Source organism: Alkaliphilus serpentinus (genome assembly GCF_009017255.1).
In the GTDB taxonomy this organism is placed as follows: domain Bacteria; phylum Bacillota; class Clostridia; order Peptostreptococcales; family Natronincolaceae; genus Alkaliphilus_D; species Alkaliphilus_D serpentinus.
Window position 1 is genome coordinate 128,367 of the sequence record NZ_WBZB01000013.1, and the last position, 15,845, is coordinate 144,211.

At 35.3% G+C, this 15,845-nt stretch carries 15 protein-coding genes; 4 read left to right on the forward strand and 11 right to left on the reverse strand.

Annotation, left to right across the window (positions count from 1 at the left end):
- Positions 1-192: 192 nt before the first annotated feature.
- Positions 193-1,119, reverse strand: coding sequence for a cysteine synthase A (cysK, locus tag F8153_RS04600; RefSeq protein WP_151865191.1), 927 nt, complete (start codon positions 1,117-1,119; stop codon positions 193-195).
- Positions 1,120-1,263: 144 nt separating this feature from the next.
- Here cysK and F8153_RS04605 point away from each other — a divergent pair, with 144 nt between their 5' ends.
- Both F8153_RS04605 and F8153_RS04610 read left to right on the forward strand, forming a co-directional pair.
- Entirely contained in the window at positions 1,264-1,626 is a 363-nt protein-coding gene (locus F8153_RS04605) for a sulfite exporter TauE/SafE family protein (RefSeq protein ID WP_151865192.1), read from the forward strand.
- Complete coding sequence (locus F8153_RS04610) at positions 1,626-1,988, forward strand: sulfite exporter TauE/SafE family protein (protein WP_151865193.1); 363 nt, start codon at positions 1,626-1,628, stop codon at positions 1,986-1,988. The genes F8153_RS04605 and F8153_RS04610 overlap by 1 nt, the downstream gene beginning before the upstream one ends.
- Before the next feature lie 20 nt (positions 1,989-2,008).
- On the opposite strand, the gene F8153_RS04615 is transcribed toward F8153_RS04610, so the two are convergent.
- The 5 genes from F8153_RS04615 to F8153_RS04635 form a co-directional block, all read right to left on the reverse strand.
- Complete coding sequence (locus F8153_RS04615; RefSeq protein WP_151865194.1) at positions 2,009-2,401, reverse strand: CoA-binding protein; 393 nt, start codon at positions 2,399-2,401, stop codon at positions 2,009-2,011.
- Positions 2,402-2,443: 42 nt separating this feature from the next.
- On the reverse strand, positions 2,444-3,091 hold the full coding sequence (locus tag F8153_RS04620) for a YigZ family protein (RefSeq protein WP_151865195.1): 648 nt from the start codon (positions 3,089-3,091) through the stop codon (positions 2,444-2,446).
- A gap of 123 nt (positions 3,092-3,214) precedes the next feature.
- A complete protein-coding gene (locus tag F8153_RS04625; protein WP_151865196.1) occupies positions 3,215-4,297 on the reverse strand; it encodes an FAD:protein FMN transferase in 1,083 nt (360 codons plus the stop codon).
- Between the two features lie 67 nt (positions 4,298-4,364).
- Positions 4,365-5,501 (reverse strand): hypothetical protein, encoded by a 1,137-nt coding sequence (locus F8153_RS04630; RefSeq protein ID WP_151865197.1) that lies wholly within the window; start codon positions 5,499-5,501, stop codon positions 4,365-4,367.
- Positions 5,502-5,698: 197 nt separating this feature from the next.
- Entirely contained in the window at positions 5,699-6,139 is a 441-nt protein-coding gene (locus tag F8153_RS04635; protein ID WP_151865198.1) for an NUDIX domain-containing protein, read from the reverse strand.
- Positions 6,140-6,340: 201 nt separating this feature from the next.
- Between F8153_RS04635 and F8153_RS04640 the strand changes: the two genes are divergently transcribed.
- Complete coding sequence (locus tag F8153_RS04640; RefSeq protein WP_151865199.1) at positions 6,341-6,793, forward strand: DUF3189 family protein; 453 nt, start codon at positions 6,341-6,343, stop codon at positions 6,791-6,793.
- A 13-nt stretch (positions 6,794-6,806) separates the two neighbouring features.
- Here F8153_RS04640 and hflX read toward each other — a convergent pair whose 3' ends face one another.
- The 3 genes from hflX to yunB form a co-directional block, all read right to left on the reverse strand.
- The gene (gene hflX, locus F8153_RS04645; RefSeq protein ID WP_151865200.1) at positions 6,807-8,093 is read right to left on the reverse strand and encodes a GTPase HflX; all 1,287 of its coding nucleotides are present in this window, start codon (positions 8,091-8,093) and stop codon (positions 6,807-6,809) included.
- A gap of 544 nt (positions 8,094-8,637) precedes the next feature.
- Positions 8,638-10,758 carry an LTA synthase family protein gene (locus F8153_RS04650; protein ID WP_192929651.1) on the reverse strand — a complete coding sequence of 707 codons (2,121 nt, stop codon included), beginning with the start codon at positions 10,756-10,758 and terminating at the stop codon, positions 8,638-8,640.
- 302 nt (positions 10,759-11,060) lie between these two features.
- Complete coding sequence (gene yunB, locus F8153_RS04655; RefSeq protein WP_243136894.1) at positions 11,061-11,753, reverse strand: sporulation protein YunB; 693 nt, start codon at positions 11,751-11,753, stop codon at positions 11,061-11,063.
- A 426-nt stretch (positions 11,754-12,179) separates the two neighbouring features.
- On the opposite strand from yunB, the gene F8153_RS04660 reads away from it, so the two are divergent.
- Complete coding sequence (locus F8153_RS04660) at positions 12,180-14,744, forward strand: transglycosylase domain-containing protein (protein WP_151865202.1); 2,565 nt, start codon at positions 12,180-12,182, stop codon at positions 14,742-14,744.
- A gap of 37 nt (positions 14,745-14,781) precedes the next feature.
- On the opposite strand, the gene F8153_RS04665 is transcribed toward F8153_RS04660, so the two are convergent.
- Together F8153_RS04665 and spoVAE are read right to left on the reverse strand one after the other, a co-directional pair.
- Complete coding sequence (locus F8153_RS04665) at positions 14,782-15,342, reverse strand: stage V sporulation protein AE (RefSeq protein ID WP_151865203.1); 561 nt, start codon at positions 15,340-15,342, stop codon at positions 14,782-14,784.
- A gap of 132 nt (positions 15,343-15,474) precedes the next feature.
- A complete protein-coding gene (gene spoVAE / locus F8153_RS04670; RefSeq protein ID WP_151865204.1) occupies positions 15,475-15,828 on the reverse strand; it encodes a stage V sporulation protein AE in 354 nt (117 codons plus the stop codon).
- Positions 15,829-15,845: the final 17 nt, after the last annotated feature.

A 15,845-nucleotide genomic window follows, 5' to 3' on the forward strand; every position in this document is an offset into this window, starting at 1 on the left:
GCCTACATCCCTTCTTTTTTATTATAAAACTATTTTAAACTAAAATGGCTTATTTATAAAGAAAAATAAGATTCTTCTCCTACCACAGTTATGATTAATATATAACTGAGGTTAGAGAAGAATCTAAATATTACACTCTCATTGTCTTACATCTGGATTATCTTAGTTCTTAATTCTTAATATCTCTACTATCTAATCATCAAAGCTAAATAAGGGTGTACTTAAATACCTTTCACCATAGGAGGGAATTACAACAACCACTTGCTTTCCTTTTCCTAGATCTTTAGCAACTTCTAAAGCTGCATAAATGGCTGCTCCTGATGAAATTCCCACCAACACCCCTTCAGTGGAGGCTGTTTTTCTTGCAAATTCCATTGCTACTTCATCTTCTACTTTTATAATTTCATCAATAATTTTAGTATTTAAAATACTTGGTATAAACCCTGCACCAATTCCTTGGATTTTATGGGGTCCTGGTTGTCCTCCTGAGATTACAGGAGATTTTTCTGGTTCTACAGCAACAATTTTAATATTTTTATTTTTTTTCTTCAATATTTCGCCTACACCAGTTATAGTTCCACCAGTTCCAACCCCAGCAACAAAAGCATCTATATTACCCTCCATTTGCGACCAAATTTCCTCAGCTGTGGTCCTCCTATGTATTTCTGGATTTCCTAGATTCTCAAATTGTTGAGGCATAAAGTATTCTTTGTTTTCCTTACTAAGATCAGTGGCCTTATCAATTGCTCCCTTCATACCCTTTTCTCCTGGTGTCAGAATCAACTTAGCTCCAAAGGCCTTCAATAATCTCCTTCTTTCAATACTCATTGTATCAGGCATAACCAAAATAACATTATATCCCTTAGCAGCACCAATCATAGCCAACCCAATGCCTGTATTACCACTGGTGGGCTCAATTATAGTAGACCCTTCCTTTAATAGACCTTCTTCTTCTGCCCTTTCAATCATACTTAATGCTATTCTATCCTTTACACTTGAGCCAGGATTAAAAAATTCAAGCTTCATATAGATGTCGGCCATATCCTCTGATGTAATTCTATTTAACTTAACCAGAGGTGTACTTCCAATCAATTCATAGATATAATTTACTTTTTTCACCTTTTATCTCCTCCAATTCCGAGTATTCTGATTGGTTTATACTAATTATATGATGATTACGATATGCTGTCAATCATATTGTAGTGAATAGTTTTATTATTTATGGATAAATTATTCCTATGATGTAATGAGGTGAATTATTCTATGTTAAGGCCTGTATATTGGATTAAAATTATTTTGGTAGGCATGTCTGCAGGTATTATAAATGGTCTATTTGGAGCTGGTGGCGGTACAATTATTGTTCCAGCTTTAACCTTTGTTTTTGGTGCAACTCAACATAAAGCCCATGCAACTGCTATTTCCATAATCCTTCCCTTCGCAGTCGTAAGTAGCTATATTTATTATAGGAATGGTTTTTTTGATATCAATACAACCCTGAAGGTGGCCCTAGGGGGAATAGTAGGTAGCTATTTAGGCTCTAAATGTCTTAACCACATATCTGCCAATTATCTAAGGAAAATCTTTGGTGTGTTTATGATTATTGCCGCTATTAGGATGATTTTCTAATGCTGATTATTCTACTAGGAATTATATCTGGATTCATTGGCGGTATGGGTATTGGCGGAGGAACCATCCTCATACCTGGACTAATATTGATTACTGGCCTTAAGCAGCAGACCATTCAAAGTGTTAATCTTGTATCCTTTATACCAGTAGCTTTAATAGCTCTAAGGGTCCACACTAAAAATAGAAATGTCGACTTCCGATTGGCAATCCCTTTGGTGCTTCTTGGTTTATTAGGGGCTTGGATAGGATCTAGTATTGCTCTAAAGATTCCATCTGACACCCTCAGAAGGTTATTTGGAATATTTCTGTTGTCCATGGGTATTTATGAACTGATATATAAAGGAAAAAATAAAAACAGGTAAATTACCTGTTTTTAGCATTTTTAACCTAGAGCTACCAAAACACAATCATCGTATACTACTTTAATTCCATATTCCAGTGCTTGATCAATTACTTCACCATTATTGGTTCCTGGCTGAAACCACACATACTCAATTCCTAGCTCCTTTACTTCCTCCAAGAGCTTTAAGGCCAGAGTAGGATTAACAACAACATCAATACATTCTGGCTTTATTGGTAAATCCCTTAAACTACTATAGAGGGTTTCGCCATCAAGTTCTGAGTGCTTTGGATTTACTCCATAAACCTCATAATTAAAGCTTTTTAATTTTTTGAATATTTTATATCCAAATTTTGATGGGTCTGGTGTGGCTCCAACTACTGCCCATGTCTTCTTTTTAAGCATTTCCTTTTTATTGCTTTCAATTTGATCCATCTTGTTCCCTCCTATAACCATTTATATACCCTAATCTATACCTTATAGAATAATCTTACCCTCAACCTCTGTTAAATAATCAACTGCTCCCTCAATTATTTCACATTTATCATTTGTCCAATCAATGATTTTTTCAATAAATTCCTCCACCTCACCCACCATAGTATATACTTGAATAATCACATAATCATAATATATTATGTCTTTAATGTAATACCCCTGTTGCAAAAGATCATTCTGAAGCTTCCCTAATAATGTATAGTCAACTTTTATTTCGATTAATTGATATTTTTTCTTTGTAATGATTTTGGCAGCATCAAGGGCTATCTTAGCAGCTTTCGTATAGGCCCTTACTAAACCACCGGCCCCCAGCTTAATTCCACCAAAGTATCTAGTTACCACCACAACAGCATTTCGTAAATCTTCCTTCTTCAACACTTCCAGCACAGGTATACCGGCAGTGCCCGAAGGTTCTCCGTCGTCACTATATCTTTGTACCTCCATTTGACTCCCAATAATATATCCATGGACGTTATGATTAGCATCCCAATGCTTTGCCTTTATCTCTTTGATAAATTGTAAAGCCTCTTCCTCAGAGGAAACCGGCGTTGCATACCCAATGAATTTAGATTTCTCAATTATTATTTCATCCCAGGCTGATTTCATTATGGTTCTATACCCATCTGTCATAAATACCATCCCTTTGTGTTTGGTTTTAAGTTATTATAGCACAAAATTCTTCTGATAAAAATTCTTATGTCCATTAATATAGGCGTCAACTTTGAGCTGACGCCTATGAAATGCTTTTTGGTTTTACTTTTGGTTGGTTGCTCCATAGCTCTTTAGAATTTTCTTCATACCTTCGGAAACCTTTACAGATCCATCTGGCATCACCCACACTGCTTCCACCCCTTCTAAGTCTTTTATAATTTGTGAGCTTTTCTCATGGGGTTCTAAAAAAACCACAGTTGAGAGAAAATCTGCTACACCTGCATCAGGAGCCACAATGGTTACAGCTTTATAATAGTTGGCGGGCATAAGGGTTTTAGGATCGATTAAATGGTGGACCAATTCATCCCCTACAAAATAGTATCGCTGATAATCTCCACTTGTGACAATGGAAGCATCATTGACGAAAACTGCGTCTAAATCCTTATCCTCAGAAAATATTGATTTATTGGGATCTTGTATAGCTACAACCCATCTTTCTCGGATATTATCCATGGGCTTTCCTATAGTTCTTACATTGCCTCCGGCACTTATGATACCAGATTTCAACCCTGCCTTTTGAGCCTCTTGTACAACCAGTTCTGTGGCATAACCCTTTGCCACAGCTCCAACATCTAAACTCATACCCTTCTCCTGAAGAAAGACAGTACTATCCTCAACGTTAACCACTACCTTATCAATATCTGTTAATTTAAAAGCTTCAGTTAACTTTTCCATAGGAGGATACTTTGCATTTTCAGGGTCATCTATGCCTTCTTGGCGATAATCATGCCAAATTTTCAATACTGGCCCAAAGGCTATATTGGTATTTCCTCCAGTTTTTCTATTCCAATCCTTTGCAAATAATATAAGGTCAATTATTTCTTTATCAACCCTTACTGGTTTTATGCCAGCATTGTCATTTATGGTTTTGATATTGTTTACACCATCATAGTTATTGTAAATATCATAAAGCTTATGGTATCTCTGAAAACCTTCTTGAATTAGTTTAAAGTAGTTTCTAAACTCTTCCTCTGTCTCGGTATATGCAACTACTACCATTAAAGTGTCAAAGGTATCAAAAAAGCTGTCGCTGTACTTAGCATAATCTACTTGATCTGTCCCCTGACATCCAATTTGTGAGATCAACATAAAGATTGTTATGAACACAATAGTTATCTTTTTCATAGAATCTCCCTTTTAAACTACAATATTAAAATGAAATCACTCCCCTTAATGGGGGAGTGATATGTGATTATCTTGCTGTATTGTAAGCTTCTTCAACTGCAGCTATATAGCTTTCTATAGTTATTGTAACTAATGAAGTCAACTCGGGAACATCTGGTACATGTTTATGTCTTTCATCTACCTCTTTTACCTTCATTGCCTTTATTTCATCAACAGTCTTACCAATCATCCAATTTTGAAGCTCATTCATTTGCTCATACCATTCTTTTTGAATTCCAGAGGCCTTTTTCATACCATACTCATCTTTTTTCTCAGCCTTTGTTTTAAGCTCAGCTGTTTTATCAGAAGTAAGTTTGCCTTCTGCATCAAAATTCACTTTAATTTGAGCATTATCTATTAATGTACCTACTACCTTACCATCTTTATCAAAGGCAGTTGCTGCCATAACTGTATCAACCTGAGCTACAGGAAGAGTTTCTTTTCCGTTAGCATCTACGCTATAATCCTTTGACTTAGCTATTGATACATTATGACCTAATCCTAGCTTGTCAAAGCCTTCAACTTCAATTGTGTTACTATAGGCCTTTTCAACTGCTTCAACGTAACTTTCAATGGTTATTGTAACTGAGGAAGTAAGTTCAGGAACATCTGGTACATGCTTATGATTTTCATCTACTTCTTTAACCTTCATTGCCTTAATTTCTTCGACAGTTTTACCAACCATCCAAGTTTCTAAGGCTTCTATTTGCTCAAACCACTCTTTTTGGATTCCAGAAGCTTTTCTCATACCATATTCATCTTTTTTCTCAGCCTTAGTTTTAATATCAGCTGCTTTGTCACTGGTAACCTTCATATCCTTATCAAAGTTCACTTTAGTTTGGGCATTATCAATTTTTACACTAACAACCTTACCATCTTGATCAAATACAACTGCTGCCATAACAGTATCAACCTGACCTAAAGCTAAGGTTTCTTTGTCATCTTGATTGCTATATTCCTTAGACCTTTTAATGGAGTTCACAACTCCTAAGCCTAATTTAACAGTTTCTACAGTTTCTTCTTCAGCATCAGCTTCCTCTTCGCCTTCTGCTGGAGTTTCAGCTGGTGCTGGCTCAGGTGTTTCTGTTGCTGTATCCTTACTACAACCTGCCAACATAGCAAAGGCTAAAACAATTGTAAGTAAAATCATTAAAACTCTTTTCATTTTCATAATACCTCCTATAAGTGTAAAATATCTTCATGCAATATAATAATAACATATTGACAAATAATTAACAATAGAATTTATCACATAAAACAATTAAATTAAAGTAATAACATTTTTGTTTTATTTAACATAATGGTAACATAATTGATTGCAAAAAAAGAGCAGTGAATCCTGCTCTTTCGAAGTTTAAATACTTATATAGCTATTGAAGTAGCTTTTTCCTTCATTAATTCCTTGTATTTTTTATAGGAGAGACTAACTAAAGATTTATCTTGACTATAGGTAATCATTCTTAGGGCTTTATCTATTGGGAAAAAGCCACCATCTTTAAAGTTTAGTTCTTTGTTAACACTAAAATCCTTGGAGTTTGCCTGCATAATATACCAGGTAATTCTATTGTTTACTGGTATCTGTCTAGTGACAGAAAAAAATTCGTAACTTGTTTCTCCTACAGTCGAAAGTATTTCAGCTTCAACACCAGCTTCAATCTTCACACGCTTTAAAGCTACTTCCGACGTTAGATCACCGTTACGAATTGCACCTTTAGGTAATATCCATTCATTTTTTTCATTCTTCAAAAGCAAGACCTTGTTAGCATAAAAAACTACTCCACCTGCACAGTCTCTGAAAAGCATATGGCATTCCTCCTTCCATCATCTTATTATTATCATACACCAACTATTATAGTTTTACAACTTCTTTTCAGAAAATTAACGCATTTTTTCTTGATTAATCCACGTAAATATATTATGGGCTGTCTTATTCCTTTTATGATACTAATATTATTCTCTATTTTCGTCATAATAATAACTAGATTGTTTTTTGGAGGTTTATTTATGCATATCATTTACCACTGCGTTGGTGGATCCCATTCTTCAGTTGTAGCTACTGCTATTCACCTGAATAGGCTGCCCATAGATCAAAAACCCAGCATGTCTGATATTTTAAATATATCCTATTTCGATAAAATGACCATTCGAGATAGAGGGAAAATCATTTATAGAGGTACAGATGAGAAGGGTAATAAAATCTATAACATGAGTAGACAATTCGTACCCCAATTGGTAATACCGTTAATAGAAGATACTTGGAATATGCTTGGAGGTAATCCCGAAGAGTTATTGATGGTTTCCACCATGAGCAGTGTTAATTTCTTAATGCGTTTAGGGGGCTTCACATCAAGAAGAATGAATTGGGTATCCTTTGGTAGGCCAATAGTAGCGTCGGGAGTACTGCAAACCTATTTCAATATTGTCAAAATAGTAGAAGAAACGAAAAAGAGGCTCTAAGCCTCTTCTCTTCTTAACTTATTTCATAATCCTTAATAAGATGATAGTGAATGTAGGGTAATTTTAGTTTAATGTAGATTCCATTTTCTCTATATTCAGATTCAGTAACATTTCCTATTTCATAAAGCTTTGAAGATAGGTTCCCTTTATCATAGGGAAGTAAAACCTCAGTATCAACTAAACGATCTCCTATTTCCCTTCTAATCAACTCTAAAAGGAGCTGTAAATTATTACCCTTTAAGGCTGAAATGGCTATAGTATCGGAATCCTTGGGTAATATTGTAGGGTCCTCTAACTTATCTACCTTATTATAAACCTCAATAATTTTTTTATCTTCAACCTTTAATTCCTTTAAAACCTTTAGGGTGGTTTCTCTTTGTAGTTTATGATTTTCATTGGAGGCATCTATAATATGTAGCAATAAATCTGCATATTTAACCTCCTCTAGGGTTGCTTTAAAGGCATCCACTAAATCGTGGGGTAGCTTACTCACAAAACCAACGGTATCTGTTAATAAGAAATTTAGATTATCTGGATAACTCATCTTTCTTAAGGATACCTCTAGGGTTGCAAACAGCATATCCTCAGCATAAACCTCCCGTTCTACCTCGTAATCAAGGCTATTCTTCATAAAGGTGTTCATTAGAGTCGATTTCCCTGAGTTGGTGTAGCCTACTAAAGCTACAATAGGAAGCTCAGATTTCTTTCTTTTAGATCTCTGTACCTCTCTATTTTTCTTAACCTCCTTCAATTGATCCTTTATAAAGTCTATTCGCCTTTCTATGTGTCTCCTATCGGTTTCTAGCTTTGTTTCTCCGGGGCCCCTTGTTCCAATTCCAGCACCTAATCTAGAAAGCTTTTTGCCTAAGCCCGTCAATCTTGGTAATCGATACTTTAATTGTGCCAGTTCCACCTGCAGCTTCGCATCCTTTGCGGTGGCTCTAGAGGCAAAAATGTCAAGAATTAGAGTTGGTCGATCAATTACATCCACTCCAATGACTTCTTCCAAATTTCTAATTTGAGAACCCGAAAGCTCATCATTAAATATTACTAGGTTGGCATCAAGGTTTTTACATAAATCTCTTATCTCTTCGGCTTTACCTTTACCTATATATAATGCAGCATTTAGTGCACTGTTCCCTTGCACTGCCGACGCCAAAACCTCAACACCAGCAGCCTGGGCAAGCTCTGCCAACTCCTCCATCGATGTTTCTATATCAATGTTTTCATTCCTTTTAAAATCATCCATACCCACTAAAATACCCCGATGCTGGATATTTTCTCTAGTCTCTATAGTCATACTATCAACTCCATATATTAGATTTTAACTATTTCAAGTTACCTTTTATATTCTTCATTTTTAACACCCCCGTAAACATCTTGTATGGCATTACTTAGGTATATCCTTATCTAATAGATTTAATACTTCATAAAATAAGCAATGCCACAAGTAGACATACCTGTGGCATAAAAAACTCTATTATAATTCATATCCATTAGCCACAGACATTTAAGCAGTCTATGACCATTACAATAAGCAAAAAGTACCTATTGAGGCATATAACTGCAGAAGTTATTATTTTGCATATTTAGACGAATTCTATTGAACTTGATCATTTCTGCAGGCCTCCTTCATTTATTTACTACATCAACATTATAACTTTACTTGGAAATAATTGCAACAATTATCTGTAATCTACAGAAATTATATGGAAAGTAAGGGTCTATTTAATATTCAACTGAACATAAATTCTTAAGTTACTTAACCATATTCATAGACCTTACTATTAATTACTATGGCCAATGGGGAAAAAAACGAGTCATTTGGACTCGTTTTTTAAGATTTAATTTAATATAAATGTTTCTGAAGAAGCGATTACAATATTTTTGCTATTTTTTAATTTAACGATAACCTCAACTTGGTTTTCTAAATTAATACTCACTTCCGATAGATTAAGTTCTAGTTCATTTGGGCTAATAAATGTGGGTTTAAATTCTTCTCCGTTAATTGAAACAATTGCATTGGGTACAAATCTGTTTCCTTCAATAACAATCTTATTGTTTTCAGTTTTTACACCACCTATAGTAATGTTATTAATATCTTCATTGTATTTAGGGTTGTTTTTAACGATCCACCGATCTTCATTATCCTTGTCTAAATAATTATTACCAAAGAATTGATCATATTGAACAATCCCATAATCATTAAATACTTTTTGAAATAGTTCCTCTTCATTATTAATAACCTTATTATCTGAAGTTATCGCAAAACCTCTTCCAATCACAGGTAGCTTTTTAGAGAGACGATCCAGGTATTTAAAGTAATTTGGCATTTCCATATTCATATACTGAAGTAGAAAAGGGCTTATAAACGAGGTGTTCATAGTTCCTATATCAATTTTTTCTGTTTCATAGTTTGCCCATACCAGTATAGGCACTCTTTCCATATTCAATGATTCTTCGTAGGTCCACTCAGATGGTTCAGCACTCTTTATATAGCCAGCTTCAGTAAACACTGAGTAGTTGTACCCTAGCATTGGTAAATGATCCCCAAAGAATACTACAATCGTAGGCTCATCTGATTTGCTAAGATAATTAGTTAGCTTTTCTAAAGACCTATCTGCAGCCGATAGACCTTGTAAATAGGTTTCTAATATAACTTTTGACTCGTTGGAAATATCATTTTCTACTTTAATTTTATTTTCAGGATACCTGACTTGGTTATATGGGCCATGATTCTGCATCGTAACTGCATAAACAAAAGAAGGCTTATCATTCTCTTCAATTTCATCTATTATCATATCTGTTACTACCTCATCGGCAATATACCAACCATCATGTTTTAAATCGGTAAAGTATTCCTTACTAATAAATTTGTCAAAGCCTAAATTTTTATAGGATTGGATTCTATTCCAAAACCAGCCTTCATATGAATGAATTCCAATACTTTCATAGCCTTGTGCTTTTAAGATACTAGCTAGTGACATAGTTGGTTTACCTAGGTATTGCTGAAAAGCCATAGCTCCTGATGGTAGATGGTGCATAGAATTCCCCGTCATAACCTCAAATTCAATATTGGAAGTTCCTCCTCCATATTGGGGTGACCTAATCCAGCCTGAAGTATATTCATCATGAAGCTTTCTAAATACAGGTATAGGGTCACTGCTAAAACTTAAGTTTTCCATAACCGTAGGATCCCAGAAGGCTTCATTCATGATAATTATTAAATTAGGATCTTTTTCATTATGAACAGCTACGTCATCATTATTATTTAAAGCCTCTTGAGTAATGTATCTAATATTGTCTTCTGAATACTCTTTAGGTGGTGATATTATCACGTTTTTTGCATTTAATGAAAAGGCTAAAACAAAGCCGTTATCTCTATAACTTTGGAACTGGTTCCAATGTGTAATGCCTATATTGTGCTTAGCGTAAATAGGATTACCCAAAAAGCTCTGTTTGAACCCTAAAGAATATATGAGGAAGACAGAAATTATTAAAAGTGGTACCCTATATTTTATTTTTAAAGACATCTTAGGCAATATAAATCTCATTAATCCAAACCCGATAATTAATAAGAATAGCGTTGTTAAAAGAAGGATGTCTGACTTATTGGTAATATACTGTAGCATGTTTGTGCCTTCGTTACTTAGTAGTAAATCCCATGGAAATAATGGTTCACCTCTAAACTTTACCTTATAAACATTTACAACTGTTAGAAAGACTAGAAGAAGTCCACTTAGGGATACACCTATATATACACATCCAACTAAGGATGTAATAGCACTGACTATTGAAAGTATAATAAGGTAGTTAAATAAAAAGTGAATTTTGTTAGATATTAACCACTCCAAAGCTTCAACAACGCTTACTCTATGGATTATTTCAATTGACACTGCTAATCCTAAAGAGAGTATTAATATTGCAAGAATAGATATTGTACTTTTAATATTTATCTTGTTCATTTTGTTTAAAATTAAGTTTATATTCATAGTAAATCCTTTCTAATGTAAGAATGACCTTAATATCCTTTAATACTATACCATATTTTATAAGACTTGTTAATCTAAAAAATAATCTAAAGAATGACCTTATCTATAGAAAGGCATTTAAATCAAAAAAATAGAGCACTAAAAAGGCTTCTGCACAGGCATTATCCCAGCAGTATTCCCTTATGGCTCATTGTAAATTTATGGGGATATTTCAATATATCGCTAAATATTTATGATTAAAGCTATTAATTAAACAGTTATAAAGAAGGCAATCACTAATTCCCTCCATCATATAATGGAGTAATATTTAAAACTTCATCCTTTGGAACTTGTATATAGTTTGTTGGAACCTTACCAACTATTATGGTTTCTGCAATGGGTACATAGGTGGTAACACCTATTCTATTGGTACTAAAGGGAACAATCACTCGGATATTGGTATTAATAATTAGAAAGATTCTATGGCGGGTTTGGTTTATCCCCGATTGCTGAAACTCTGTACCAAAATTTACATCCACCATTCCTACAGGGGTGATGGTTAGCTTAATCTTAGGTCCATATTGGGCCAAGAGCTGACTACCCAGAGCATTCCCTAGGGGGATTCTATCGGAGGTGGTTTTAATCTGATTAAGCTGTTCTTGTATCGTTAAAGCAACATTAGAGGCCACCTTGTTCATGGCCATGGTATTAGCCTGCATTAATGTTACATTCCCCTCGCTATCCTCTTTAACAGAGATTAAGTCCTCATAACGAACTTCACCGTCCTCAAGAACTAAGCTGACTGCCTGATTTACCGCTCTCGTGGTAACCTCCTGAGCCTTTAGTTCGCCCACAGCCTGTACAGTGGGCATGATCTCTCTATCAATATAGATGAATAGCGCCGATGACCCCATAACAAACAGTATTAAAAAAAGCATCAGCTTCAACTTTATATTCCGTTTTCTCCTGCCTTTAATCTTTATATACAATGGAGTTCCCCCCTTCTTACCATTATATGACCTAAACATTAAAATGGTGCCAATATTTTTTTACTCTATACTGTTTAGTTAGGGAAAAGTTGCATTTTTCATCAATTATTGCATAATACTTTATATATCAAAAAATTATGTTATAATTAGTTAGAATCCTAGTATCTGAATATGGTTTTACAAGGCGATAATATGTGATATAATTTTCTTATTTAATAGGAAAGTTCTCTTTTTTCCTATTAAATGGGGGATTTTAAGGGGGAAACCCCCTTATAGAAATAAGGAGAGTACAACGAAGTGTCCTAGAGAACGCATGGGTTCTCTGGAAAACAAAAGCATTTTAACCATAGAATATTAAAGCATGAAATGCTTTTGTTCACCTATGCTTTCTAACTTGGAAAAGCATTTTTTAATGGAGGTATTTAAATGGCAGAAAAAAAACCAACTGATAAAAAAACAAATGATAAAAAGAATAAAAAGAAAAGATACCGTATATTAAAGGTATTTGTATTGATTATTATACTTGCTGGCTTTATTGCCGGTGGTGCAACTGTTGGAGCAGTATTAGGGATTATTAAAGAAGCTGGTCCTATTGACGCTACCAATATTTATGAGTTATTGGATGAAAGCTCCTTTATCCTAGATTCAAATGGTGAGGTAATTGAAAAGGTTCAAAGTGAAGGTCTGCGTATTATCATAGACTATCAAAATATGCCTGAAGATTTGATAAATGCCTTTGTAGCCATTGAGGATGAGCGTTTTTGGATTCATAGTGGAGTGGATATTAAAAGGATTTTTGGTGCTGCTTGGACCAACCTAAAAACTGGATCTAAGCAAGGTGCCAGTACCATTAATCAACAGCTGGCTAAGCTAATATTCTTAACAAAGGAACAAACCCTCACTAGGAAAATAACCGATGCCTATTATGGAATTTTAATCAATCGCCAACTATCAAAGGATCAGATACTAGAAGCCTATATGAATACCATTCCCCTTGGAAGTGGAGCCAATGGTGTTGAAGCAGCTGCACAAGTGTATTTTTCCAAGAGTGTAGGAGATTTAACATTAGCAGAGTCTGCCCTAATAGCAGGTATTACTCGAAATCCATCTAGGTATTCTCCAATGAGGACCATCACAAAGGATAAGGTTACAGAGGATCATCATATATTATATGATGGTGATCCAACCTATACAATAGTCTATAACGACGACTATCAAGATCGAATGGAAACAGTGCTGGCAATGATGTTACAGCACAATTATATAACAGAAGACGAATATAATGCCGCCCTTGATGAGGATATAAAGGCCAGCTTAAATCCTAACAGATTCTTTGCCGAGGAAATTTCTTCATACTTTGGTGATTTGGTAAAACGAGATGTTATTAATGCCCTTGAAAAGGAAGGTTATAGTAGCGAAGATGCAAATAGTCTATTACGCTCCGGGGGCTTAAGGATTTACAGTACCATGGATGTTAGGATTCAAAAGATTTTAGAGGAAGAATATGATAATCCTGATAATTTCCCGGGTACCTTAAAGGATAGTGAAGGAAACCTACTGAGGGATGAGGAGGGAAATATTCAACCTCAATCAGCAATGGTTATTACTGATTATCATACTGGAGAGATTAAGGCTTTGGTTGGAGGTAGAATGATTTCAGGGCAAAAAATATTTAATCGTGCCCTCTCAACAAGACAGCCGGGTTCTTCTATGAAGCCACTGGCAGCCTATACTCCTGCCATTGATCAGGGCTTTACTGCTGCCACAGTAATAGATGATACTCCTATTTATTTAGATAAAGATCATCCCGATAAACCTTGGCCCAATAACTGGTATAAAGAAGGCTACTATGGCCTAATTACTTTTAGAGAAGCTATACAACAATCAAGTAACGTTGGTGCAGTAAAGGTTGCTACAATGTTGGGTGCCGATGAAACCTCAGCCATTGCTACAATGCTTGAGTATATAGAAAAGATGGGAATTACAACCGTTGTACGAAGCTCCCACCCAGTAGTAAGGGGAAACAAAATATACTCAGATGAAACCTTTTCTACTGTCCTAGGAGGTATGACAATGGGCGTAACCCCTATTGATATGGCCAGTGCCTATGGTGTATATGCCAATGAAGGTGTTTATATAGAGCCTATTACCTTTACTAAAATCTATGACCGCCATGGAAACTTGTTATATGAAAACAAACCTGAAGTAAGAAGGGTTTTGACACCCCAGGTATCCTATATCATGACAGATATGCTTAAGACAGCTGTATCAGCTGGAACAGGCTCTAGGGCTAGGTTAGATACAAACAATTCTGAAATTCCAGTTGCAGGTAAAACTGGTACAACCTCTGAAAACAAGGATGCATGGTTTGTAGGCTTTACCCCTTACTACTCAGCCTCTGTTTGGATTGGTAACGATATTCCCAAAACCTTAGTGGATGGTAGCCGAATATCTACAGAACTATGGAAAAAGGTTATGGCTAGAGTTCATGAGGGATATACTCCTAAAAGCTTTACTATGCCTGAGGATATTATTAGAGTAAATGTATGTACTGAATCTGGAAAATTACCTTCAGAACTGTGTGCACTAGACCCAAGGGGTAGTAGAGTTAGATCTGAAGTATTTATTAGAGGTACTGAACCTAAAGAAGTTTGTGATGTTCATGTAATTGCTGATATCCATGTGCCAACGGGTAAATTAGCTACAGAGCTTACGCCACCTTGGGAAATCGAATCTAAAGTATTTATTCAAAGAACAGTACCCTATTATCCAGAAGAGCATAATGGCATAGAGCCAGCTGACTTTATTTATGAGTTACCCACTGAATCCTACGATCCTTTAACGGATTGGTTGGATGTAGACCCTAATATGCCAGGCTATGAAGAGTATTATGATGAATATTTTAATGATCCAAACGAAAACAATGAAGAGGATAACGACGAAGAAACTAACGAGGACCAAGACCCAATAATTGATTCTAATAATGACTAGTTTAGTATAAGAAGCTGCAGATTCTGCAGCTTCTTTTTTAATGACTCTGTTTCATTATTTCATTTAAAGCCTTTGTAATAATAGGGGCTCCGATTCTCCAATCGTCCTTCCCCTGCATTTTGCCGATATCTCCTATTCCAATGATGACTGGGGGCTTAGGCCCCTTTTCTAATACATCCACCGTATCGCCATATAAAACCTCTTTTTCTGTTTCTATACCATCCTTATCCACGGGTTTCTTTGTAATTTTACCCAAAGCATCAATAGAAAAATCAACATGAACCCCATCAACATCCTTGGTATTGGAAGCTACTGCTATTACTCCTAAAACCTCAATATCAGGGTGATTCATCAGGGTTTTGATTACCTTCTCGCCTATTCCAGTATTCTCGTTACCTTCATCATCGGTCATAACCACAACGGGATCATGGACGGCTTCCTTTATTAAAGCAATGATTTTTTCTGCAGATAAGGGTGTTGGATTTCCCCCTGATTGGGATATACATCTTCCTCCTATGTTTTTAACCGCCTTCTCTATTGTTCTTTGAGCGCATCTATCTCCATCGGTTACCACAATGATTTTTCTTTTGTTATACATATTGAATCAATCCTTTCTCAGGAAAAGCTTATAATTGAATATTTGCTAAGTGGAGATCTTTTTTTATCTTATCCTTTATTATTTCTTTTATTTTTTTCATTACTCATTTCAATTTACTCATTATTCATTCCTCTACTTCGTTTTAGGATTAAACAGAACTGCCATCATATATCCAAAAACTACAGCAGCTGTAATTCCACCAGCGGTTGCTTCTATTCCCCCAGTAAAAACTCCAAAAAAACCCTTTTCATTTACACCCTTTATAACTCCCTTTGCTAAGGAATACCCAAACCCTGGCAAAGGAATTGTAGCCCCTGCACCCCCTAAATCTACCAAAGGTTGATATATACCTAATGCAGTAAGAATAACCCCTAAGGTTACGAAAATCACCAGCACATGGGCAGGTGCTAGCTTTGTTGTATCCATTAGGAGCTGTCCTATTACACAAATTAAACCTCCTACTATGAATGCCCATAGGTATGACATAGTAAATCCTCCTATAA